This is a genomic window from Paenibacillus sp. NPDC056933 (genome assembly GCF_042674385.1).
Classification (GTDB): Bacteria; Bacillota; Bacilli; order Paenibacillales; family Paenibacillaceae; genus Paenibacillus.
Genome location: NZ_JBHUQN010000001.1, coordinates 1,437,246 through 1,460,977, shown reverse-complemented (window position 1 = coordinate 1,460,977; position 23,732 = coordinate 1,437,246). Strand labels below are relative to the sequence as shown.

22 protein-coding genes are annotated in these 23,732 nt (G+C 46.9%); all 22 read right to left on the bottom strand.

Annotated elements, in window-relative coordinates; all coding sequences use genetic code 11:
- Positions 1–6: 6 nt before the first annotated feature.
- On the bottom strand, positions 7–225 hold the full coding sequence (locus tag ACFTRD_RS06710; protein WP_379378250.1) for a hypothetical protein: 219 nt from the start codon (positions 223–225) through the stop codon (positions 7–9).
- Between the two features lie 18 nt (positions 226–243).
- Complete coding sequence (locus tag ACFTRD_RS06705) at positions 244–1,428, bottom strand: Ger(x)C family spore germination protein (protein WP_379378249.1); 1,185 nt, start codon at positions 1,426–1,428, stop codon at positions 244–246.
- 6 nt (positions 1,429–1,434) lie between these two features.
- On the bottom strand, positions 1,435–2,970 hold the full coding sequence (locus tag ACFTRD_RS06700) for a spore germination protein (RefSeq protein WP_379378248.1): 1,536 nt from the start codon (positions 2,968–2,970) through the stop codon (positions 1,435–1,437).
- 312 nt (positions 2,971–3,282) lie between these two features.
- Entirely contained in the window at positions 3,283–4,929 is a 1,647-nt protein-coding gene (locus ACFTRD_RS06695) for a type 2 periplasmic-binding domain-containing protein (protein ID WP_379378247.1), read from the bottom strand.
- Entirely contained in the window at positions 4,929–5,801 is an 873-nt protein-coding gene (locus tag ACFTRD_RS06690; RefSeq protein ID WP_379378246.1) for a carbohydrate ABC transporter permease, read from the bottom strand. Before ACFTRD_RS06690 ends, ACFTRD_RS06695 begins: the two co-directional genes overlap by 1 nt.
- Before the next feature lie 15 nt (positions 5,802–5,816).
- Complete coding sequence (locus ACFTRD_RS06685) at positions 5,817–6,728, bottom strand: ABC transporter permease (protein ID WP_379378245.1); 912 nt, start codon at positions 6,726–6,728, stop codon at positions 5,817–5,819.
- Between the two features lie 192 nt (positions 6,729–6,920).
- Positions 6,921–9,044: a glycoside hydrolase family 3 N-terminal domain-containing protein gene (locus ACFTRD_RS06680; RefSeq protein ID WP_379378244.1), complete on the bottom strand. Its 2,124-nt coding sequence runs from the start codon at positions 9,042–9,044 to the stop codon at positions 6,921–6,923.
- Positions 9,045–9,054: 10 nt separating this feature from the next.
- On the bottom strand, positions 9,055–10,440 hold the full coding sequence (locus tag ACFTRD_RS06675; protein WP_379378243.1) for a family 4 glycosyl hydrolase: 1,386 nt from the start codon (positions 10,438–10,440) through the stop codon (positions 9,055–9,057).
- Between the two features lie 5 nt (positions 10,441–10,445).
- Positions 10,446–11,357 carry an ROK family protein gene (locus ACFTRD_RS06670; RefSeq protein WP_379378242.1) on the bottom strand — a complete coding sequence of 304 codons (912 nt, stop codon included), beginning with the start codon at positions 11,355–11,357 and terminating at the stop codon, positions 10,446–10,448.
- Between the two features lie 25 nt (positions 11,358–11,382).
- The gene (locus ACFTRD_RS06665; protein WP_379378241.1) at positions 11,383–12,093 is read right to left on the bottom strand and encodes a 6-phosphogluconolactonase; all 711 of its coding nucleotides are present in this window, start codon (positions 12,091–12,093) and stop codon (positions 11,383–11,385) included.
- Between the two features lie 12 nt (positions 12,094–12,105).
- A complete protein-coding gene (locus ACFTRD_RS06660) occupies positions 12,106–13,236 on the bottom strand; it encodes an ROK family transcriptional regulator (RefSeq protein ID WP_379378240.1) in 1,131 nt (376 codons plus the stop codon).
- Positions 13,237–13,525: 289 nt separating this feature from the next.
- Entirely contained in the window at positions 13,526–14,341 is an 816-nt protein-coding gene (gene phnE / locus ACFTRD_RS06655; protein ID WP_379378239.1) for a phosphonate ABC transporter, permease protein PhnE, read from the bottom strand.
- Entirely contained in the window at positions 14,338–14,508 is a 171-nt protein-coding gene (locus tag ACFTRD_RS06650; protein WP_379378238.1) for a hypothetical protein, read from the bottom strand. The genes phnE and ACFTRD_RS06650 overlap by 4 nt, the downstream gene beginning before the upstream one ends.
- Positions 14,483–14,803 carry a PhnD/SsuA/transferrin family substrate-binding protein gene (locus ACFTRD_RS06645; RefSeq protein ID WP_379378237.1) on the bottom strand — a complete coding sequence of 107 codons (321 nt, stop codon included), beginning with the start codon at positions 14,801–14,803 and terminating at the stop codon, positions 14,483–14,485. The genes ACFTRD_RS06650 and ACFTRD_RS06645 overlap by 26 nt, the downstream gene beginning before the upstream one ends.
- Complete coding sequence (locus tag ACFTRD_RS06640) at positions 14,790–15,548, bottom strand: HpcH/HpaI aldolase family protein (protein ID WP_379378236.1); 759 nt, start codon at positions 15,546–15,548, stop codon at positions 14,790–14,792. The genes ACFTRD_RS06645 and ACFTRD_RS06640 overlap by 14 nt, the downstream gene beginning before the upstream one ends.
- A gap of 57 nt (positions 15,549–15,605) precedes the next feature.
- Positions 15,606–16,745 (bottom strand): M20 family metallopeptidase, encoded by a 1,140-nt coding sequence (locus ACFTRD_RS06635; protein WP_379378235.1) that lies wholly within the window; start codon positions 16,743–16,745, stop codon positions 15,606–15,608.
- 6 nt (positions 16,746–16,751) lie between these two features.
- Positions 16,752–18,260 carry an alkaline phosphatase family protein gene (locus ACFTRD_RS06630; protein ID WP_379378234.1) on the bottom strand — a complete coding sequence of 503 codons (1,509 nt, stop codon included), beginning with the start codon at positions 18,258–18,260 and terminating at the stop codon, positions 16,752–16,754.
- 50 nt (positions 18,261–18,310) lie between these two features.
- A complete protein-coding gene (locus ACFTRD_RS06625) occupies positions 18,311–19,636 on the bottom strand; it encodes an ABC transporter substrate-binding protein (RefSeq protein ID WP_379378233.1) in 1,326 nt (441 codons plus the stop codon).
- A gap of 24 nt (positions 19,637–19,660) precedes the next feature.
- The gene (locus ACFTRD_RS06620; protein WP_379378232.1) at positions 19,661–20,500 is read right to left on the bottom strand and encodes a carbohydrate ABC transporter permease; all 840 of its coding nucleotides are present in this window, start codon (positions 20,498–20,500) and stop codon (positions 19,661–19,663) included.
- Entirely contained in the window at positions 20,497–21,408 is a 912-nt protein-coding gene (locus ACFTRD_RS06615; protein ID WP_379378231.1) for a carbohydrate ABC transporter permease, read from the bottom strand. Before ACFTRD_RS06615 ends, ACFTRD_RS06620 begins: the two co-directional genes overlap by 4 nt.
- A gap of 88 nt (positions 21,409–21,496) precedes the next feature.
- A complete protein-coding gene (locus tag ACFTRD_RS06610) occupies positions 21,497–22,714 on the bottom strand; it encodes a pyridoxal phosphate-dependent aminotransferase (RefSeq protein ID WP_379378230.1) in 1,218 nt (405 codons plus the stop codon).
- Positions 22,715–22,899: 185 nt separating this feature from the next.
- Positions 22,900–23,688, bottom strand: coding sequence for a DeoR/GlpR family DNA-binding transcription regulator (locus tag ACFTRD_RS06605; RefSeq protein WP_379378229.1), 789 nt, complete (start codon positions 23,686–23,688; stop codon positions 22,900–22,902).
- Positions 23,689–23,732 lie beyond the last annotated feature (44 nt).

Below are 23,732 nucleotides of genomic sequence, written 5' to 3'. Positions count from 1 at the left end.
CTCACTTCAACCCGAAGTCAACCGCTTAAATATACTGTTAAACATATCGATCGGTCCTGGCATATTGGGAAATAGAAGTACGAGCACAGCCATGAGCCATGCAACACCTGTGACGGCGATCAACGACACCCGCTCTCTTTTTTGCTTGTTTCCCAGACAACGCCATTCGGCCCAAACCATCAAGGCGGTTGCAAAGGTTGTTCCCGCCACCTTCACCCAAGTCACTTGCCTCCACACCTCTTTTCAGGATTTGCCGACGGGCACACTGTTCATCCCAATTTGACGGATTCTCACCTTAACCTGCACGTTGGCTTGTATCGAAGGATAAATTCGCTCCCATTGGTCTTGGATATGTTTCCATTTCCGTGGATTGTGGCGTTCGATCTCTTCGCCGAAGCCGAAAATGTCAGCCCTCATCTTTTGGGCTTGCTTGATAGTTGTCTCCGCCTTTTGGCGGATTTTGTCGACCGCCGCCTCTTCGACATTGCGAATAAATTTCGAATCAGTTGTTTTAAAGCGAGTCGTATTTTGCATGAGGCTCACTTCGGCTTCAATCACAATGTCCATACGCGGTATTTCTCCCACAAGTTTAGGATCGATCCGGGTGCTGGAAGAAAGGACTCCAAGTGAAATGAGCGGAGAAGAGGGCCTCTCCAGCTTCACCGTCTCAACGTCGCCGCTCACTTGTTCCAATATCCATTTAGCCCCAGAGTAGGACTCTCCTTGAATCAATCCGGCCATACGGTAACTAGAAAAGGCAGCATAACCTTTCACATAGGGGACGCTTTCCTCGCCGTCTTGCGTAGTATCGACGTAAGGTAAAAATGCCTCATTTGAGATATTTCCGAGATTCTGTACAAGGTTATTAAGTGTTATGGGTCTACGAAAGAGCTGCTCGGATTCACCACCTAGAAAATCCGCTTTAGTCTTTTCGAGCGGGGGGGCGGAAGCGAGAAAATCGCGTGCTGTCCCCTTGCAGACGAATGGCTGAACCCGCAGACGAACATTGCTGTCGCGGACAAGATAATCCAATTGTTCCCTAAGCTGGCTGCGAGACAACGCCTCTCCGACGACCAATATTTCAAGCTGCCCCCAATAAACAGTGCGGGACAGCTTAATCTGCAGCTCAGAAGCAGCATCCGCCGCAGTTGCTCCTGAAGCGGACCAAGTCAAAGTCGAACCGCTACTTTTAGAGTTGCTCATGCCCTGTTGTGTTTTTCCCCCTCCCTCCTTAGGAATCACAATCTCCAGTGACAATTCAATCTCCCCATTGTTCTTTAGGTCCAAACCAGCAGTCCTTACAATCGCCAGATCATTAACTTCCTTTCGATCCCAGCAGCCCGTCGAAAACAGTAAAACGGTTGTTGCCATTATGAGTAATACACTCTTACAAGCATTCGTCCAGATGATTGATAATCTTCTCTCCATAATCCGTCAGTTCCCACCTCCTTTGTCTGAGCCCGGCTTCTGCCCTCGAGCAAGTCGATGGCGGTTCTTCAAACTCGTAAAACCGGGACGCCTTGACATTTTCCATCGAGGAGCTCGAATCATGGTATCCTTCATTTCATTTGGCACAAAAGGCGCGAAAGGAGACAAGAAGGGGACACCGTAAGAGCGAAGCATACACAGATGAGTCGCAATGGCGATAAGGCCAAACGACACACCGAGCAAGCCCAGCGTCCCCCCAAGTATGATAAGTGGCAGTCTCAATAGACGAATGGCGAACTCCAGAGAATAATGGGGAGCCGTAAACCCCGCAATGCCCGTGAACGCAATAATAATGACGATTGGTGCCGACACGAGCCCGGCCGACACAGCGGCTTCTCCTACGACTAGCGCACCGACGATCGTAACAGCTGAACCGATTTGCCGCGGAAGACGGAGCCCGGCTTCACGCAGCACCTCGAACGCGAGTTGCATCATTATAACTTCTACGAAAGTCGGGAACGGGATTTCCTCACGCGCTGAGGCAATGCTTACCAACAACTTACCTGGCACCATTTCATGATGAAAATTTAATATCGCGACGTACACTGCCGGAAGTATCATGGATAATAAAAGCGTCCAGTACCGCAAAAACCGTAAAAAGCTGGAGTATACTGCCCGGTTGTAATAATCGTCTGCAGCCTGCAGAAGCGTTGCCAGCGTCGCGGGAACGATAAGCACATCCGGCGTGCCATCGACCAAGAGAGCGATGCGGCCTTCGAGCAAGCTCGCTGTAACAACATCAACTCGTTCCGTAAATTGGTGCTGTGGAAACGGCGAGTATGGGTTGTCTTCTGTCAGCTCTTCTATGTACCCAGTCTCTAATACACTGTCAATATCGATACGCTCGAGCCTACTTCGTACCTCATGTAATAAGGAAGGTTTAGCCAAGCCGTCAATATAAGCAATGCAGACTTCAGTCCCCGTATAGCTGCCAATGCTGTGCGATTTTACTTGCAGCTTCACACTCTGGATTCTCCGTCGTAACTGCGAGAGATTGGTCGTGATCGATTCGGTGAAGCCTTCGCGCGGCCCCCGCAACGATGTTTCAGTCTGAGGCTCTTCTACACCGCGCTTGTCCCATTGAACGAGTCCTAAAAGTAAAGCCCCGGTACAACCGTCAACAAGGAGTGCGGGATATCCTTTGATCAATTGCCCTGCACATTCCTCAACAGTCGCAGCCTCATCGGCAGACATGACGGGTAGGAGGCGCATTTTGACAGATTTCAAATCGTTGCTTAATACATCCCCAGATTGCATGAGAGGCTTCAAGACGTTATTGTCGATCTCCTGCCTATTCGACATGCTAGGAATATTGACGAGTTCGGCCCTGATCGTTCCGCCGATCAAAAACGAGCGAAACGAAACGTCATCGGCTTCACCTAATACTCCTTTGAGAGCCTTTATATTGAGATCTAACTCAGTAACCAGAGCAGTGCGATCTTTAAATTCGATGTTGCCATTCGAAGTAGAACGTGTCTGCATCCTCACCTCCTCCTATCGCCAATACTGGTTATAGTAGTTCACCTTTGTTAAAGTACCGTTATTCTAACCGTATGGGTGATATATTATCCCATCTTTCGCCAGCCACTCTGCTCGATATACCAGAAACAAAATAACAACCACCTACGACCTGAAATTTGGTCGGCGGGGGTTGTTCATGAGCACGTGCTGATCCGCTGCGCCTTCTATGACGAGACGGCCTTGAACAAAACAGCGCAATTGGCTGCATATCAAGAATATGCCTATTAGCAAAGGACTCTCGGATAGGAGAGTCCTCTTCTTGTAATCTTAAGCTTACTCCAGCTTCTTCTTATTGGCTGCGATTTGATTATTTCTTTCTTCCACCAATTTATCGTAGCCATTATCCTTGCGGTATTGGACAAAGTCATTCATCGCCTGATCGACTTCGCTCTCCGATTTGGCATCCAGGATCTTGGCGATCGTCTGCGACCAGTTCTGATCGATCTTCTCTTTATTTCTGGAAGATTCTTTAGATAAATATACATCCAGACTCGCTAATTCGAATTGCGGCACCACGTAATCCTGAGTCCATTGCTTAGCCTGCTGCAAAGCCTTCGGGAACTGCGAAATTCCCATTTGCCTAGAAAGCAGAGCACTATCCTGCAGCCACAGATGAGTGGTCAAGCCGACCTTCTTCTCGAAGCCGGCAGGGTCGGTCTGCTTGAACTCCAACAGATCTGCATTCAAGACAGGATTTCCGTCCTTGATGGTGTAGGTTTCGCCCTCACGGCCAAAGTTCATGACATTGTTGCCCTCCTCACTAACCAGATAAGTCAGGAGCTCCATCGCCTTTTGCGGATCCTTGGCATCCTTGGTAATAAAGGTCTGTGTCCAGCCTTCAATGGAAGTGCCCGGCAATGCGGTTTTCTTGCCTGTCGTAGAAGTTGGCCCGTTAACGACAATGTACTCCTTGCCAGGGTGCTCATTCGCCCAAACGGTCATCGTATCCGTCTCACTGTTCAGGTCCGCAGCGAAATAGGCGAAGTAGCTGCCATTCGTTAGCCGTGCATCCTTGTCATCTTTGGTCATCGTAGTCATGTCCCGGTCTGCCAGCCCCTTCTGCCGGGCATCGACGAACACTTTAAGCCATTTCTGAAAATCTGCATCTGTATAACGGTCATAATATTTGCCGTCTTGCGTCAACATAGGGACTCCGATAAAATCGGCCAGCGTTCTATTGAATACCCCGTTCTTCTCAGAGCTATCTCCCGTAAAAGGAGTCACCCCGATCGGAATAATCGTTTTTCCCAGTTCATCCTTCACGCCCAGCTTCTGCGCAGCTTCCAATGCCGAAATAAATCCTTCCGGCGTGGTCATATCAGGCTTGCCGAGCTGTTCATAAATATCCTTCCGCACCAGAAATCCCTGATTGGCATAGATGCCGCCTTTCTCATAATCCGATTTCGTATTCGAGAAGTTAGGATACCCGTAAATATGGCCGTCGTCCCTGGTGAAGAACTTGAGCGTTTCCGGCTTGGCCGCTTTTTCCATGAAATAGGGGTCATACTTCTCGGCCAGCACATCCAGCGGAATCGCAAATTTTTCGGCATCTTTAACAAATGGGTTGCTTCCATCCATAGTAATGATGTCCGGCAGATCTCCGGAGGCCATCATCGTGTTCAGCTTGTCGTCGCTGCCGCCCAAGTAAGTGATGTTTACTCCGGTATCCTCCGTAATATATTTGGAAGACACATCATTGCCCCAGACTTGAGCAAACCAATCGAAATTAATGTACCAGTCAAGGTCAGCCTTTGCCTTGTCGTTCTTCCAGCTCGGTGTATCTTTGGTCACTTCAATCTTCGAGTCCGGCAAATTTTCACTTGTCTTCTTGCCGCCACAGGCTGTCAACGACACTGCTAATGCAACCAGAGTCAGAAGGGTGATCGATTTCTTCATAACATTCTCCCTCGCTTTTATCATTATTCTTTAACTCCTCCGACCAGCATGCCGCTAATAAAGTACTTCTGAAGGAAAGGGTAAATCAGCATAATAGGTAGGGTCGTAACGATCATCGTAGCCTGCTGTAAAGATTGAGTCGTAAATGCCTTGGAAATATACACTCCCGCTTTGGCAGAGTTCGCAGCGCCTGCGCTCGTTAACAGCTGATATAAATAATATTGAATCGGATACAGCGACTTATCCGTTACATACAGCTTAGCCACGAAGAAATCATTCCACTGGTATACCCCGTGAAACAAAGCGATCGTCGCCAGCACCGGGAAAGAAAGCGGGACAATAATTTTGAAGAACACCTGAAATACACTGGCCCCGTCAATCTTGGCTGATTCTTCAATCGATTCCGGCAAGCTCCTGAAGAAGTTCATTAATATGATCATGTCGTAAAAGCTGAATAGCACGGGGATAATGTACACCCAGAAGCTGTTCGTCAGACCTAGCGACTTGGCCACCAGAAATGACGGAATCATTCCGCCGTAGAAGAACATCGTGATGACGCCCATACGGATGAATATCTTCCTTCCCAGCAAATAAGACTTGCTCAGAGCATAGGCTGCGGCCCCTGTAATGACCAAGTGCCCGATGACACCGATTACAGTTTTGGCTATCGTAACTCCAAACGCTCTGTAAATGGTCGTATCCTTCAATATGGTTTCATAGTTTACCAGCGTAAATTCTCTCGGGAATAGATAAATGCCCCCTTTCATCGCGTCATACCCGTCATTGAACGAGAGGGCGATGATATTGATCAAGGGTAATACGATGATGGCAATAAAAAACAGCATGAATAACACGTTAAAAACGTTAAATATTTTCTCGCCTCTATCCAGCCCCATACAGCTCCCTCCCTTCTAAAAAATTGTACTATCGCTAAGCTTCTTGGTTAAGAAATTGGCTACCAGCAACAGTGTGACCGATACGACGGACGAGAAGATTCCGACCGCAGTCGCAAATGAGAAGTCCCCTTGCGCCAGACCTAAATGATAAACATAAGAATCGATGACTTCACTGCGCAGCATGTTCGAAGAATTTTGCAGGACGAGAGTCTGATCCAGATTCGCTCCCAGGATAGAGCCTACACGCAGCAAAAACATCAACACGATAATATTTTTGATACTGGGAATCGTGATATACCAAATTCTCTTCAAGATTTTCGCCCCGTCGACCTTCGCCGCCTCATACAACGATGGATCAATTCCCGTTATGGCAGCGAGATAGAGAATCGTTCCCCAGCCAACCTCTTTCCAAATATCGGACAACGTCGCGATCCACCAATAAGCATTCGCATTTGACAGGAAGGAGAGCGGTTCAGATATGAGATGCGTCGACAGCAGGAAGCTGTTCACCAGTCCCGACGAACCAAGCCAGGATGTAATCATGCCGCCAAGAATAACCCATGACAGGAAGTGCGGTAAATAAGATATGGTCTGCGTAAACTTCTTGAAGAATACTAATCTGAGTTCATTGATCAATATAGCCAGGACGATCTCCAGCGGAAAACCGATCAATAACTTCATTAGGCTGATGCCTAGAGTGTTCGTCAGCACATTGTAGAAATCTTTGTCCCCCAAAAAGGCTTTGAAATTATCCAATCCTACAAATTCCGAGCCCGTAAAACCGGATAACGGAGAATAATCCTGAAAGGCGATGATCAATCCGAGCATCGGGACAAAAGAGAACACAATCATCAATATAATGCTCGGCCAGACCATCACTTGAAGCTCCCACTGGGATAGAAATTGTTGTTTAAATTTGGATTTCATCCGTATACCTCCTTACTCTTCAGGTACAGCATTGTCAGTTCTTTCTGAATCATGTAAGCGTATTCCAAAATCTGCTAGGCCCCCTCAAAAATTATGAACTTGTGGGTGGATAAATTTTACACAATTAATTAATTTAATTAAATAATTGAGCGGGCCTAGTGATCATTTCGGATAAATGGGATTCACGAGATTTTATTGATATTCTATGGTGAACACGGGATGGTCAAGATCATTGATATAAATATTGAATTTTCCTGGTTCAACCGTTTGCTGCAGGCTGGTATCCAAATATAGAAGATCATCCGAGGCCAGAGTCATCTGTACGGTAACGGTCTGATGCTTTGGTACGTCCACGACTTGATACTTCTTCATCTCGCGCACAGGACGTACCTCCTTGGAGACAAGATCTTCAATGTACAGGATGGCGATTTCAGAATAGTTATACCCGCTTGGGTTGCTCACCTGGAAAGAGATCGTCAATTCCTGATCGGCTGTCAGATGATTACGTGAAATTGTAAAGTCAGAATACTGTGCACCGCTATAGGTCAGCCCGTGCCCGAACGGGAACAGAGGCCCGATCTCACAGTCCTGATATCTGCTGCTGTAGCTTGATTCATTTGCCGGACGGCCCGTGCTGTATTCATTGTAATAGATCGGCGCTTGCGCCGGATAACGCGGGAACGACATCGTCAGTTTACCAGACGGAGTAGCTTGGCCTGTAATCAGCTCAGCAATCGCACTGCCGGCCTGTGTACCCGGATACCAACACCATAAGAGCGCAGGGATATCATCAATAATGTTCTGCAGCGCGAGTGGCCGGCCCGAGAAAAAGACGCATGCATACGGTTTGTTCGTCTGCTTGACTTCACGGATCAGCTGCTGCTGGCTGGCCTCCAGTTCGATATTCACACTGCTATGCCCTTCACCGCTTAATTTCCAGTCCTCCCCAACCGCTACGACAATATAATCGCATAGCTCCAGCTCAGCTTGAGGGCAGTCCTTCAGGGATTCATAGACTTGCAGATCGAGAGAATCATCCGCCCACTTCATCCCTTCCGCTAAAGTAACTACGTCATCAAAGCTTCCTTTGCACGGCCAATTGCCCAGCAATTGATTGCTACCGGCAAAAGGGCCGACGATGATGATCTTTTTGTATTCTTTGCGTATAGGCAGCATTTGTTCATTTTTCAGCAGCACACAGCTTCTCTTGGCGGCGTCCTTAGTATGCTCCAGAAAGCGAGGATTCAGAATGACTTCATCCTCACGAGCTTCGTCCACATAAGGATTTTCAAATAAACCCATTTCATTTTTAAGCTGCAAAATTTTCAGAACGGCCGTATCTATATCCTGGAGCAGCCCTGGATTTTCTTCTAGAATCTGTTCATAATGCTCAAGATACAAAGTTGAGACCATTTCAATATCAATGCCCGCTTTTAAAGCCAATTCAGCAGCTTCCCTGCCATTGCCGGCAACGCGGTGATTCTGCAGTTCGGCGACTGCCCCCCAATCTGATATTACAATATCGTCAAATTGATAGGCTCCTCTTAGGATTTCCTTCATCATCTGCTCACTCGCAGTTACAGGAACCCCGTTGAACGTGTTGAATGAACTCATCACAAATTTCGGCTTCTCTTGAAGAGCTATTTCATAAGGCTTGCCATAATAGGCGTAGAATTCTCTCCAGGACATATCGACAGCGTTGTAGTCCTTCCCACCAATGCCAGCTCCATACGCGGCAAAATGCTTCATGCAGGCTGCTACTCCCGATTCGGCAATCTCTCCGTTCTCGACTTTCTGGTAGCCTCTGATCATCGCCCGGCCAAGATGGCCTGACAGCAGATGATCCTCGCCAAAGGATTCCATTACTCTTCCCCATCTGGAGTCGCGCACAAGGTCGACCATCGGAGAGAAATTCACATGTATGCCCGCAGCGCGCAATTCCGAAGCGGTATCCGCCGCTGCCTGCTGCACGATTCCCTCATCCCAGGTACAGGAAAGCCCTAGTGGTATCGGAAAAATCGTTCTGTATCCATGTATCGCATCGTGCATGAACAGCAACGGGATCTTGAGCCGTGACTTCTGCAAATATTCACTTTGAATCAGATTCGTATACTTGGCGCTCGACACGCCGATAATACTTCCCATCGTATATAGCGTATCTCCCTCAAGCATATGGCCCGGGAAGTCTGGGCCGGTCTCAACCATTTCGCTATCGATTTTGCCGACGTAATGTTCCCCGGTCGTCTGAGAGAGCTGTCCAATCTTCTCGGCGAGTGTCATCTCCTGAAGCAGTTCGGTGATTTTCTTGTTGTCCATATAAACCCCTTTATTTCCATTCCAGCTTAGGTAAAATATCTTGCTGCAATTTGCACATCTCGTCGATCATTGCACAGGCCTGGTAATAAGTGGGGGACTGAGGATCCAACAGGATCGCCTGCAGCAGCTTCGTCTTCGATTGCTCCACAAAAGCCTCGAGCAACAATTTATGGATCGTACCCTGAATATGAATCGTTCCAATAATCGCCGTCGGCAGTTCTACCGTCATCGGCTTCAGCGTAATTCCTCTGCCGTTAACGATCGCCTGGGTCTCAACAACCATATCGTCAGGAAGTCCCTTGATTGCACCGTGGTTCGGCAAATTGACTGCGTTCAGTTCAATCTCATCATCGAAGAAAATCGCCTCAATGATCGGAACTGCATATTCATTGCTGCGGCAAACCTTCGACTTATCGAAAATATAGGCCTCTTCCACCCATAGCTCCTGCGTCTGAACCTTCGAGAACAAGCCTTGATCCAGATTGTTGCCGCTTGCACTGTATACGAATTCAGGGGTTCTGGAATCCTTCTCCCATAACTTCTCGCGAATTGGATCGTAACGGTATTGCAAGGACAAACCAGCATAGAAATCCTCTGCATAAGAGATATATTCACCCACATGGTTGGTGCCTGGATAAGGGTAATATCCATAAGTGCGGTACATCGTTCTGGATAGCGCGACATGTTCGAATTGCGCCAGACGGTTGGCCTTCCGCTCCTTCTCATCAAATAACGGATACAGATCCTCTTCCGTCTTCTTGTTCCAGATCTTGGTGAAGAAACCGAAGTGGTTCAAGCCACCGCCTTCCATTCCGATATCTGCGATATCCATCTCCAGGAATTGGGACAGCTGCTCGATCCCCATATCCAGTCCATGGCATAGACCGACGACTTTGATCGAGGTAAGTTTCGAGATAGCCTCAACCAATTTCGCTTCAGGATTCGTATAGTTAATGAACCAGGCGTCCGGGCAGACACGTTCCATCGTCCGGGCGATTTCCAGCATCGGACCCAGGTTTCGCAGTGTATGGAACATCGAGCCAGGACCGCCGTTCTCACCGTAAATTTGCTTGCTGCCAAAGCGGCGAGGAATATGGAAATCCTGCGACCAATAGAAGTAGCGATTTACCTCAATCGCCACGATGACGAAATCAGCCTCCTGCAGAGCTGCTTCCAGGTTGGTCGTCTGCCAAATGTTCGCCGGATGCGAGAAGGCGGTAAACATATCTGTCGCATATTTATAGGTTCTTGCCACATTCTCTTCTTCAATGTCCATCAGTGCGATCTCCAGCTGGGCCTGAGTTTTCAAACGCTCGGACAGCACCATATCCTGAAGTGCCCCCAAAGCAAAGGACACACTGCCGGCTCCAATTAACGCAACTTTCATTTTCTTCATATTGTTCATGCTCCTTTATTGTTTTTTAACGCCATGTACCCTGCCCCAATCACTCCTGCATCTGGGCCGAATTTAGGCAAAACTACCTTGACTTTGTCGCTTAAATGCTCAAACACTTTGGTTTTAGCGCTTTCAACAATTTTATCGATCAACCATTGGTTGTTGTGAATGACCGCTCCTCCAATGACAAATATATCCGGATCGATCGTCTGCATTAATGAAGCAACCGCATTGGAGAAATACTCGACCCAGGTATTCACGACACCTGCCGCCTTCTCGTCATGCTGCCTGTATTTCTCGAACAATACATTCGCCGTAGCCTCGCTGCCGTAGAGATGTTGGCTCTCCTTCTCCAGGGCTCTGCCGCTGCACAGAGCTTCGAGCGTGCCGGGATGTAATGGCGAATGGCTCTTGCCGTTATCCGATATAACCATGCTGCCAATCTCTCCGGCATAACCATGCGCTCCGTGGAGCAACTCGTTGTTCAGAACGATTCCGCTGCCAATCCCCGTACTGACCGTAATATAGATCGATTGATCATATGCCCGGGATGCGCCATGCTTTGATTCCAGCAGGGTCACGACATTCACATCATTCTCGAAATGAACTTCATAACCGGGAAAAAAGCGCTTTATAAAATCGGTATGAACCCCTTCCAGGCAGGGAATGTTGGTCGCATCGCATATAATCTCGGTTCGCTCCTTCCAAGGAACAGGCAAGGCAATCCCGATCTTGTCCGCCGTCTTGTGATGATCCACTTTCTCGATTACTCGCTTGACGTAGTTGAAAACTTCATCAGCACTTTGGAACTCGCTAGTTAATGCCGTCTCTTTTTGAACCAATTCCAACTGCTCATTCACTAACCCGACTCGTATGTTCGTTCCTCCAATATCCACTCCAATGACACTGTTACTCATAATGTGTACTCCTCAGTTTTTATCGCTATTTAATATATTTCGCTGCCTCCGAATCCAGGAAGAAATCAATATGTTCGTAACCGAGCAGCTCCTGAGCAGGCAGCTTTGCTTCCGGATTTGTAAATATTTCTTTGACGATCCCGGCTTTGCGTTCACCGGTCATCGCTACAATCACCCGCTTGCTGCCCGCCACCTGACTTAGACCCAAGGTGATTCCTTTGTCCAATGCCGCAGGCTGATTGAAATATTTCTGGGCCACGGTTCTGGTCGTCTCCGATAAATCTACGACACTGCTGTGATCCAGCAACGGACAGCCTGGCTCATTCAAGCCAATATGGCCATTCATTCCAACCCCCATCAAACTGAACGTTATGGGATGCTGATCAATAAAGTGGTCGATTCTCTGACATTCCTGCTCCAAATCCGGCGCAGTCCCATCAAAGAATTCGATCTGCCAGGCTTCCAAATGGACAAGCGAGAATAAATCCTGATTCAGCATTTGATAGCAGCTTCCCTCAGACTCTCTGCTTATTCCGACCCACTCGTCCAGGCTGACAATTTTAAGCTGCTGAACCCTTGCATGAATCTCGTCGTCTTCGGCAAATTTCATGTAACTTTTCTGCGGTGTGCTTCCTGACGCCAAGCAGAACACTGGATGCTCATCTGCCAAATGCTCTTTCATCGCTCTGGCAATGGCATCTGCAACTTCCTCTTCGGTCTCAAAAATTTTAATCATCACGTTCACTTCCTATCCGGAAATTACTTTTATCATTTCATGCTGAAGCGAGAGTACGGCAGCTCCGACAGCCGCTGAATGCTGCGAATTACTGTAAGTTATCGTTGGAGTCCACTCGACATATTGTCCGACAAAGTACCTTGTTCTCTCAAGAATCCGTTCCGGGAACAGCGCTGCCGTCTTGCCGCTAATAATAATCTGTTCGATGTCCAGCATGCTGATGATATTAACTATCGCCAGAGCAAGATGCTTGCCTACATAATCTGCGCACGCTGCAATGTCTGATTCGGAGCCAAGATCATAGCTGCTCAACAAATGCTGAATCCCCAGCTTGCTCTCGAGCCAGCCGACGGAGGACGGCGTTCTTCTGTACTCCGGGTCGAAGCACATATATTCCAGTTCACCCGCGCTTGCATTGAATCCTCGGTGCAGCTCCTTATTGATAATCAGACCGCCGCCGATCCCGTCCCCCACAGCGATATGGACCAGATCAGACAGCATTTCCCCGGAGTTCTCCAGATTTCGGAATTCAGCCACTGTAGAAGCGTTTACATCGTTTTCAAGGAAAATAGGCAATTCAACCCGGTTAATCAGATTCTCGATGATCAGCTCATAATTGTAATCCTGCTCCTTGTTGTCCTGAACCCGCATTCTGATCGTTTTCTTCCTGGTGTTTATCGCCCCATCGACCCCGATTCCGATGCCTAGGACGACGCTATTCGTTTTCTTGGCTACATTCTTCATCCCCGAAATCATGTCTTCAAAAATCGAGATAAACTGATCGCTATAAAACGGAATATCCGTCTCGATGGAGTACGAATCGATAATTTTGCTGTATAGATTGATAAGTAGAGCAGTGATTCTGTTGCCTATGATTTGAATTCCAACGGTTACATAGCTGTTCTCATTAAATCGGTATACCGTTCTTTTTCTTCCCAAGCCGCCAGAGCCTTCCCGACTTTCTCCAGTAGCGGTCAACAATCCGATCTCTTCAAAGAAATTGATGATCTTACTTACGGTTACAAAGCTCATCGCCGTCTTCTCGGCGATTTCGACCTTCGCCAATTCCGGATTCTGCATCACAATATCAAAGATGATCTTTCTATTCTCATCCTTAATGTCATTTGGCAAAAACGACTTCATCCTGTCACTCCTTCCCTTTATTCAAGATAATTAATTAATGTTATTTAATAATTAGAGAAAAATATAAAGGCCGTATCTGACCCTTACGAATGATTATATACATATTGGGCTCTGTGTCAATAACTTTCGCCGAAGAACAAGTGAGCAGAGCAAGTATCGAACCCGATCCGCAGCTGTGATGGTAGCTTGAGTAGTAGACTGAACATTTATCCCCAATATTCCCGTGAAACAACAATATTTTTTGCTTACATGGCTTCACAATGAATATTCATTTGTAAGTGTTGTTCTCCTATATAATACGCTGACGAATTTTTGCGCACAATTTATCCAAAATCATGACTGTGGCCAAGATTAAGATCACAATGGTCAGTGATTCCTGGTACCGGAAAAGACGGAGAGTACTGGTCAGCTCATATCCTACCCCTCCGGCTCCGACCAGTCCCAGTACGGTTGCTGACCTTACATTGATTTCCCAGCGATAGAGGTTTACGGTTATAAACTCCGGTAAAATTTGTGGCCAGATGGCATAGCGGATAACCTGCCAACGATTGGCACCTGACGCTTCCAGGGCTTCGATCTGGCCTTTATCCGTATTTTCGATAGCTTCAGCATAAAATTTACCGAGCATTCCTGCAGAATGGATAGCAAGTGCCAGTACACCGGGAAATGGTCCCAAACCAACTGCAGTTACAAAAATTAACGCCACAATCATTTCCGAAATCGATCGGAGCGTGTTAAGAATCGTGCGGCAAATAGAGTAAATCACAGGATGTGGACTGATATTTTGGGCGGCACCTATTCCAAGCGGAATGGCAATGATGACGGCAAGTACAGTACCCACAAGTGCCATTTGAACGGTCTCAAGAACGGATAATGAATATTTGCCCAAATGTGTAAAATCAGGAGGAAAGGATCTGGAGATAAAATCCCATATGTTGGGGAACCCTTTGATCAGATCTGAAATACTAAAATTAACCTGCTGAGCACTCCAGCCTAATACAACAAGAGCAACAATGGTTGATAACAATTTCGGGAAATTTTTTTTGACGTCAAAAGACTCCCGGCCAACCCTGGCATTCATGCTATTTTTCTGATCATCCATCATGTCTGTGCTCCTTCACCTGATTCCTGATTGTTCTCGTAAAGTCGGTACAAATCAGAAGCATTGACCTGATCGGAGCGATAATCCGCCACTATTTTCCCGGAATTCAAACCAAGAATTCTTTTGCTGTATTTTGGAGCCAGGTCAATCTGATGCAAGGTAATAATCATGGTTAATTTCTCTTCCTCTGTCCAGATCTTTTCGTACCGCTACCGGAGAGGTAGGAATGGGGGCGGATTCATGAATAATATCTACATCCGGGAGCAGGTTTTTCTCCATCATTGTTTTATATTCGGTATCGGAAGTAGCGCCAGCATCCACTGTATAATCATTGGCCACAAAGATTTCAACTCCCATGCCGAGCTTCTTGGAAAGATAATTTTTCAAAGGCTCCATTTTGGATTCAACATTTTCACTGTCTTCGGCGGGAATAAGTGTGTAGCTTGAAAATTCAATCCTTGGCATTCCCTAAGAATACGGAGGATGAATAAGCCAGCAGCGTCGTTAAATGCGTATAGTAATATTGAACCCCTTGCTCCAGACGTCTCGGCGTTATTTCAAGATTCCCTGCCGTACCCGCCACCATACCTGATTCCATGATTTTTGAGAAAGCATCATCCATAACCTTTTGTACCACAGGATGCCCGGCATTTCCGGGATGTCCAAGAGATTGAGAAAGGTCGGACGGACCTATAAACAACACGTCAATTCCTTCAACTTTTGCGATAGAATAAAGGTTATCCACAGCATCCTTGTCCTCAATTTGGACGCAGACCAACAGATCTTGATTAGCCTGTTCGGCATATTCGGTTAACGAAATCCCGAATCCGTAATTGGCAGAGCGTGTTCCCACGGCCAAGCTTCTGTTGCCGATCGGATGGTATTTTACAGCATTTATGATTTCCTGAGCCTCTGCCGCAGAGCTGACATGGGGCGCTTGTATCCCCATCACACCACGATCCATGTATTGCCCGATCAGTTCCGGATCGTTTTTTTGCGGTCTAATGATCGGTGTAATGTTGCTTGCTTCGGCTGCCATGACCATGTATTCAACGGTTTCCAAGGTGATGGAACCATGCTCGCAATCAATCAGCACCCAATCGTACCCTAGTTTCCCGGCCATTTCTACAAGCTGGACAGAAGGGATCATAATGGAGACCCCTAAAGCAGCTTTACCTGCTAAAAGTTTTTGCTTCATCTTATTTCGCAATGTAATATCCCCTTTAAAACATTGGTATTTTTATTTAATCCCATGCAAGTTAATTATTTATTCACGACTTAATCGTTTAATCAAATTAGCCAGCAGCCTTGTTCTCGGCAACAAGCTTTCGATATCCAAAAACTCCTCAGCAGTATGCGCGTTACCGCCAAGCGGACCTAGCGCATCAATCGTAGCTACCCCTACTGCCGAAGTCAGGTTGCCGTCCGATCCTGAACCTATTTTCATATCCGTTAACGACTCTCCCAGCTGCAGCGCTTCTTCTTGCACGATTTTCAATAAATGCTCAGATTTCGCAGTTTTGATCATCGGCGGTCTTGTAATACTGCCTTTCAAGACTAACGTTGTTCCTTCAGTCGTTGCCGCCCCGCAAATATCTCTGATTTTGCGCTCCAACTCCATAGCCTGTTCCAATGTCTCCATTCGTACATCAATTGAAGCCTTGGCCTGGGCAGCAATTGTGTTGGGCGTCGTTCCGCCGCTAATCACCCCGACATTGACATGTACGCCTGCACCTGGATCAGTCAGCGCATGAAGTTGAATAATTTTATGCGCAAGTTCACCAATGGCGCTTCGTCCCTTTTCTGGTTCTTCCCCGGAATGCGCCGCCTTACCGGTTACATGCAATTCGAATTTACCCCCGCCGCGCCGTCCGGTTATAAGCCTCCCGGTCATATCGCTCGGTTCAACGATCAACGCATACTTAACACTTGCCGCTTCCCGCTCAATCAATTCCCTGGAATAAATCGAACCATGCTCTTCATCCGAATTCAGAATGATTTTGACCCGCTTGAAGCTCTCGTCGCCTTGTTCGATCAATGATTTTATCGCAAACAGCGTCATGACCAAGCTGGCCTTCATATCGTATATGCCGGGTCCGTAAGCAAAAGATTCATCACGCGAAAATGGCCGACTTTGTGCGGTGCCCACAGGAAATACCGTGTCCATATGTCCAACAATCAAGATGTCCGGGTGCTGCTCCTCAGGATGAGCAATGACCAAATGATCCCCCCGCTCGGATTGCCGATCGACTGAAACATGAAATCCAAGCGCCTGATAAGCAGAGGCCAGCATATTCCCCACCTGATCCACACCCGCTTTATAAAACGTTCCGCTATCGATATTGACAAGCTGCTCAATCAGGTCGAGCAATTCCGCTTCCTTGTTATCCCCAAAATTTGTCGGCATCGTATCTCATCCTTTCTTTGCGGCTTTCGCAAGAGCGTTACTTGTATTTTCACAAAAACAATCGGTGAGATATGTCGATCCATTCACATTAGCGATCTGAATTCCTTTTACTCGTTCGGAATCAGCATATAATTCTTCATACTTCACAGCATCGTGCTGAACTGCCTGCTCTTCGCAACCTTTCAGACCTTCAAATAAAACCCTTCCTGTAAAGCCGCTTTCACCCGTAACTCCAACCAGGTGTAAGGCCGTTGGCGCAATGTCAATAATGCCTGCCGGAATGTCCGTCACATGACCTTTTTTAAAGCTTGTGCCGATTCCCATGCAAAACGGTCGCATATCCTCATTCCGGATAGAGCCATGGTAGGCTTTATTCTCCGTCTTGGAGTTTAAATAATGAACAACGCCTTGAATGCCATCCTGATTTATTTCATCGGTCCACGCTGGAACAACCGCCAACAGAGGGGCTCTCTCGTGAGTAATGTTTCCGATCACCGCACTCAAAGGCAGAGCATTGTTCAGTTGCTGATGAAGCGGTTCTCTCGCCAATAGCATACCGCACCAAGGCCCAGCGGATAACCAGTCAGCGAACGCCTGCAATTCCTCGACTTGATTCTCGTCCCCATAAATGAAAGCGTCCACTGCGATAAAATTCAGTTCTCTATTCAATTCTTTCCGGGCTTGATTCACATAATGCTCCAGACTACCAACCATGTTCGCTGTCGAATGTCCGTGATCGCTGATGAGCATGATATCCAATTCATCCTCGAGGCCAAGTTGCGAGACAGCCTCCAAAATCTCTGACAAACATTGATCCACTAGCCTTAGGGCTTGTTTAGCCTCTTGCGAACCGATGCCGCAATAATGTTGCGTTTCATCCGGTTCGGGAAGCCACAGCACCATAACGGTATTCTGTTCATCAGGCAATTGCTGTTCAATGAGCGTGCGAACGGCCCATAAAGTGCGTTCTTTCTTCCGGATCGAGACATCGGTTTCGTCAGCGGCCGGGCCTCGCTCAGCATGCATTTCGCTAAGCTCGGGAAGACCATAGTCGGTAGACGGATTCATGACATGCTGCGGATGATTAAAATTCCAGAGCAATGAAGCTCCGGGCGAACTTCCGCCCGAAACCGTCAAGCGCAAGTTCGCTTGGGCCAATCTGTCCCCGAGCGTTGGACGCAAGAGCAGCTCTTCCCCTGTTCGCTGCTGGAATTGCAATATTTCCCGATGGTCACCTGTCTGCAGCAGCCCGTCTTCCGAAAAACGAGGCGAGTACATGAGATTGCCCATCAAACCATGCTGCCCTGGATAGGATCCAGTCGTTAATGAGGCCATGCACACCCGTGTCAGCGATGGATATGCCGAATAAAAAGATTTGAACAACGTGCCGCTTTTCATTAACTGGAAATACGTAGGCATCGTGTCGGCATTAACCTGATCGGGCCTTAATCCGTCCGTTCCGATAATAAGTACCCGCCGTCCCGAAGGACTTTTCTTCTCAGCCGTTTTCCCCATGGTTTCTCAGTCCTTTTCTATCAAATTGTCATTCGTTTTTTAGCTACACTCTATTTCTTCAACAGCTCACGTATCTTATCGGCGGCTTCCTTCATTGATTCTTGGGCCGGAACATTTTCGGCATAGGTTTTTCCGAGCGCATTTTGAATTTCAGTCTCAATCTTTTCGAAGTCAGGCACAACCGGGATTCCCCTACCGTAGGGAAGTTGGTCGACAGTGGTTTTGAAGAACGGATTTTCTTCATAAAACTTCACCATTTCAGGCGCTTCAATGGCAGATTTTCGAATCGGCATATATCCGGTATGCTGGGCAAAATAAATGGTTTGCTGCTTATCGGTAAGGAACTTGATGAACTTCCAGGCCGCATCTTGCTTTTCCTTCGGTGCCTTCGCCACAATAGCGAGATTCCCCCCGGAAGTCGAAGGAACGGCATATTCTTTAAACTTTGGCACAAAATCGACGCCAAGTTCAAACTTGACATTGTTTTGGATCTGGTTCAGGTCTCCTGTCGAGGCCAGCAAGAAAGCTACCTTGCCGTTTTGAAAATTGATCATTTCCTGATCGCCGTCTCTATTCCCGCCGAGAGGTTGCATCATGGTTTTATCGTCATATATCATTTTCCGGTACATTTCCAGACCTTGAATCGCCGGCGCTTGGTCGATCACAACATCCTTTTGATCCGGGCTAAGAATATCTCCGCCATTGGACCACATTAACGAGTAGTAGTAGAGGGGCGGCAGCAATGACGCATAGCCGAATCGTTCTGTCTTCCCATCCTTGACGACGGTCGCTTTCTTCGCGGCGGCCATCATTTCATCCCAAGTGGTTACCGGGTGCTCCAGATCAAGCCCGATCTCCTTCACGATATCTTTGTTGTAATACAAGATCGGTGTACTCCGGTTGAAGGGAATGGTGTATGTCTTTCCTTCGATTAAAGTGTTGTCTACAAAGCTGTCCACAAAATCGCTGTAGTTAAACTCCGGATCATTTTGAATATAAGGGTCAAGCGGCAGCAATGCTTTATTGTAAGCAAAGGCCGGCCAGAATCTGGCGTTTAACTGAACAACATCCGGTACAGCATTGCCCACAATTGCCGTCAATAATTTCTTGCCGATATTATTCGTACTTTCCTGGAACACCGCATTGACCTTCACTTCATCTTGCGATTGATTAAATTGTTCGACCAGATCTTTGGTAGTTTCCCCGATCACGCCGCTATTGCCGTACCAAAACTCAATTTCCACCGGATTTCCCTGCTTGTTATTTTGCTGTGATGTAGTGGAAGACGAAGCTTCTTGCCCGCAACCTGCAAGCAACATAACCAAACTTGACGCCATGATAACACTTTTAATGAATTTACGTTTCAATGGTTTCACCTCGTTTGTAATAATGGCTGATCCTTACTTTAAACCCGTAGTGGCCACGCCTTTTACAATAAACTTCTGCATGGAAATGAATAATACGGCTAATGGAGCGATAATAACTGCAGCAGCGGCCATGACCAGATTCCACTGCGTTCCTCCGCTCCCTCCGCCGCCTTCTTCCATAAATCGCGATAGTCCTAACTGAACGGTCCGCAAATTTTCATTATTGGTCACAATGAGCGGCCAAAACAATTCATTGTAATTCCAGATAAAGGACAACAAAATATACGTCACAACAGCTGCTCCCGATAAAGGCATCATGAGATGGCGCATGATTCTGGTGTGTCCGCAGCCATCGAGAATGGCGGCTTCCTCAAGCTCTTTCGGCACTTGCATAAAGGCTTGCCTCAGCATAAATATGCCAAAGGCTTTTACGGTGAATGGCGCGATCAAACCCATATACGTATCCACCCAACCGAGTTGTTTGATCGTCAAAAAATTAGGGATAAACGTAACTTGGTCCGGAATCATCATGGTAGCGAGAACCAAGAGAAAAAGAAAACCGCTCCCCTTAAAACGCAGCCTGGCAAAAGCATAAGAAGCCGGAATGATCAACAGCAGTTGCACCATGATCGTGGCGCTTGCTGTAAATAGGCTATTGAATAGATACCGGGCCAGCGGAGCCATTTTCCATATTTCCACGTAGTTTTCCCAGCGGAACACTTCCGGGATCAACGTAGGAGGAAACACGTACACTTGATCGGCACTCTTTAATGAACTGCTCAGCATCCATATAAAAGGAAATAATATAACGATTGAAAAAAGACTCAAAAGGGCGAATCCGAACCATCTAAATGCAAATTGCTTCAATCTCATTGATAGTGCACCCACCTTTTGGAGACTTTCATCTGGATAAATGTGATGAGCATAAGGATAACAAAAAGCACCGATGAGGCTGCGGAAGCATAACCGATATCAAAAAATTCAAAGGCATGCTGGTAAATGTAATAAATGATCATATTTGTGCTTTCTGCCGGCCCTCCACGGGTCATCGTAAACAGCAGATCGAAATCTTCAAAAGCGCCAATTAACGCGACGATCAGTACAAAGAAGATATACGGAGAGAGCAGCGGCAGCGTAATCCGGGTAAACAACTGCAGCCTTCCCGCTCCATCCATCTTGGCCGCTTCATACAGGGAGTCCGCTATATTTTGCTTGCCGGCCAGCAGAATCACCATGTAGTAGCCGACTACCTTCCAGACTTTCGTAATGATTAGCGCAGCCATGGCCCACCCCGGCTTTGCCAGCCAGGGAGCGGGAGGAATAGAGAAGAAATCTAGCACCCAGTTGATCAGACCAAAATTCTGGTTGTACATCCATACCCATAGAGTTCCTATAGCCGCCATAGGCGTAATGTAGGGCAAAAATACGACCGACCGAAACAACCTGACTCCTCGCAGTTTTTCGTCCAGTACAACAGCCAGTACAGTAGCCAGCAAAACCGTAAACCCAACGGAGAAGATTCCAAATATAAACGTGTTTCCAACGACACTCCAAAATTCGGACGAGGTAAACATCCGTGAATAATTGCCTGCGAAAATCCAATTAAAATCAGGGGTAATCAGATTCCAGTCTGTCAGGCTCAGAAAAAATGTCATACCCATCGGATACAGATGAAATACAACAAGAAGAATAATGGCTGGAAAAACCAATACATAAGCAGTTAAATTCGTGTACGCCCATTTGGCTATGCTTGTTTTGTTTTTCACCGTTTGCCCGCTCAAACCCCTCTTCCTTTCCCAAACCAGATGTTTATCCATATGCACTCCCTTGCATCGATTGATGGCTTACAAATTTGAATCATACTAGGAATCATTTCAGATTCTCCGTTCTCATTTTCAATAGAGACAATGCCCCCCTGATCAGGGCAACAGCCTCCTGCAATTGTGCCAGGGATGTAGCATAGGAAAGCCGAATAAATTGGGGAGCCTGAAACATGTCCCCCGGCGTTACGACGACACCTACTTGATGCAGCAAATATTCGGCAAAGTCCTTGCTATCAGCAATCGTCCCCTCCTCATAAACTGAACCAAAGTAACAGGACACATCCACCATCAAGTAAAAAGCACCTCTTGCATCGGGACATGCCAATCCTTCAATCGATCGAATTTCACGAATCAGATACTGTCTTCGTTCATCAAAGGATTTTGTCATTTCCTGAACCGAATCCCCCTCATCTTTGAGCGCCGCAATCGCCGCATATTGACCGATCGAGCTTGGATTGGAGGTGGTGTAGCTTTGGATGACCGTCATGGCGCGAATCACAGGCAATGGGCCGCAGGCGTAACCGATTCGCCAGCCCGTCATGGCATACGCCTTGGATAACCCGTTAATCGTAATCGTCCGCGCTTTAATCTCCTCGCTCAAAGCCGCGATCGAGGGAACTTTCTCGCCATAATTCAGATATTCATAGATTTCATCTGCAATAATGTAAAGATCATGACGAACAGCGATCATGCCGATGGCATACAACGTTTCTCGATTAAGCACTGTTCCGGTCGGATTGTTGGGATTTGTCAGCAAAATAGCCCGCGTCCTGGAAGTTACTTTACTGCCAAGTCGCTCCACGTTTAGCCCAAAGTCTTGTTCCGGTTCGGTTTCAACAAACACAGGAACCGCCCCTGCGTATACGATCATTTCCGGGTAACTCCCCCAGCAGGGAATCGGTAAAAGAACTTCGTCGCCCTCGTTGCAAATCGAGAGCAACGCATTCGCCACGGCTTGTTTGGCTCCAGTGGTGATGACCACCTCCTCTGGGCTATAACTAAGATCGTTGTCTCTCTTCAGTTTGTCGCAAACAGCCTGCCGAACATCATGTGTCCCCTGCACGGGGGTATACTTCGTTATGCCTTTGATAATCGCTTCTATACCTGCATGAGCGATATGGATCGGTGTGGGAAAATCCGGTTCGCCCACGTTAAGCGCGATAAGCTTTCGGCCTGATCGGCGAAGTGCTTCGACTTTATCTCTTAATTCCGCTCCGATATAAGGATTTAGCGTGCGGGCACGATGACTCAGTTGATAATTCAATGGTTGACTTCCCCTTTCGTTTCATGTGGTTTCTACAATGAAATCTTAACACCCAAATGTAATATAGGCGTAAAAACAACATATAAGTATTGTAAATTTTATAAAAAACCAATATAAACCAAAATAAAAACAACACATCATTTGTTTCCAAACGAGGTGTTGTTTTTATAGCAACTTTCTTGAATTTAAATAGAAATCCATTTTAGTGAGGACAAATCGGTGTGTGGTTTCCATTCTTCTGGCAAGTCCGTATCCGTAATAATCATGTCCACTTCAAGCAGGGAAGATACTTTATACAGATGCTTGACGCCCATTTTAGAAGCATCCGCTACCAGCACTTTCTTTTGGCTTTGAGTGAGCAGGCTTTTCGTCATTTGCGCGCTCTCGCTTTGAAACGTACTGATATTTTCAGGCGTAAAGCCTCCGCAGGAAAAAAAAGCTTTGTTTACGGTAATGTCCCTTAACATGTCTTGAGCGAGTACCCCTCCCATCCCCATGGAAGAAACTTGAAGCTCTCCGCCGATCTGAATCACTCTCCCGTCAAATTCGCCATTTCGCTTATATTGAGCGAATTCAAATATGATCGGAACGGAATTGCTGACCACCGTAAGCTCCTTTTTGTCTCTTAAGAATGGCGGCATTTGGGCAACAGTGCTTCCTGCCTGTAGGAATATAATATCATTGTCCTCCACCCAATTTGCGGCCTCGACAGCCAGTTTTCTTTTAACCTCCAGATTGATCGACTCTCGATCGTTATATATCCATTCCAGCTTTTGATGGCTCGTTTTGATCGCTCCGCCAAATATTTTTTTTAGTTTGTTCAGACTCTCCAATTTGTCCAGATCTCGCCGAATTGTCTCGGTTGTCACGCCGAATTTTTCGGCAAGCTCTTTTACATAGACTTTGTCGCGCTCCTCTAGTTCCTTCAATATCTCTTTCCTTCTTTTCTCCACTTCGCTATAGGAAGAATGCATGCTTACCCTCCATACTCTGTATGTCATTCTATTGCATTTATCTT

Bases quoted from the DNA above. Each gene is read 5' to 3' on its own strand.
- ACFTRD_RS06705 (WP_379378249.1), bottom strand. From the start codon at position 1,428: ATGGAGAGAAGATTATCAATCATCTGGACGAATGCTTGTAAGAGTGTA.
- ACFTRD_RS06700 (WP_379378248.1), bottom strand. From the start codon at position 2,970: ATGCAGACACGTTCTACTTCGAATGGCAACATCGAATTTAAAGATCGC.
- ACFTRD_RS06695 (WP_379378247.1), bottom strand. From the start codon at position 4,929: ATGATAAAAGCGAGGGAGAATGTTATGAAGAAATCGATCACCCTTCTG.
- ACFTRD_RS06690 (WP_379378246.1), bottom strand. From the start codon at position 5,801: ATGGGGCTGGATAGAGGCGAGAAAATATTTAACGTTTTTAACGTGTTA.
- ACFTRD_RS06685 (WP_379378245.1), bottom strand. From the start codon at position 6,728: ATGAAATCCAAATTTAAACAACAATTTCTATCCCAGTGGGAGCTTCAA.
- ACFTRD_RS06680 (WP_379378244.1), bottom strand. From the start codon at position 9,044: ATGGACAACAAGAAAATCACCGAACTGCTTCAGGAGATGACACTCGCC.
- ACFTRD_RS06675 (WP_379378243.1), bottom strand. From the start codon at position 10,440: ATGAAGAAAATGAAAGTTGCGTTAATTGGAGCCGGCAGTGTGTCCTTT.
- ACFTRD_RS06670 (WP_379378242.1), bottom strand. From the start codon at position 11,357: ATGAGTAACAGTGTCATTGGAGTGGATATTGGAGGAACGAACATACGA.
- ACFTRD_RS06665 (WP_379378241.1), bottom strand. From the start codon at position 12,093: ATGATTAAAATTTTTGAGACCGAAGAGGAAGTTGCAGATGCCATTGCC.
- ACFTRD_RS06660 (WP_379378240.1), bottom strand. From the start codon at position 13,236: ATGAAGTCGTTTTTGCCAAATGACATTAAGGATGAGAATAGAAAGATC.
- phnE (WP_379378239.1), bottom strand. From the start codon at position 14,341: ATGATGGATGATCAGAAAAATAGCATGAATGCCAGGGTTGGCCGGGAG.
- ACFTRD_RS06650 (WP_379378238.1), bottom strand. From the start codon at position 14,508: ATGATTATTACCTTGCATCAGATTGACCTGGCTCCAAAATACAGCAAA.
- ACFTRD_RS06645 (WP_379378237.1), bottom strand. From the start codon at position 14,803: ATGCCAAGGATTGAATTTTCAAGCTACACACTTATTCCCGCCGAAGAC.
- ACFTRD_RS06635 (WP_379378235.1), bottom strand. From the start codon at position 16,745: ATGCCGACAAATTTTGGGGATAACAAGGAAGCGGAATTGCTCGACCTG.
- ACFTRD_RS06630 (WP_379378234.1), bottom strand. From the start codon at position 18,260: ATGGGGAAAACGGCTGAGAAGAAAAGTCCTTCGGGACGGCGGGTACTT.
- ACFTRD_RS06620 (WP_379378232.1), bottom strand. From the start codon at position 20,500: ATGAGATTGAAGCAATTTGCATTTAGATGGTTCGGATTCGCCCTTTTG.
- ACFTRD_RS06605 (WP_379378229.1), bottom strand. From the start codon at position 23,688: ATGCATTCTTCCTATAGCGAAGTGGAGAAAAGAAGGAAAGAGATATTG.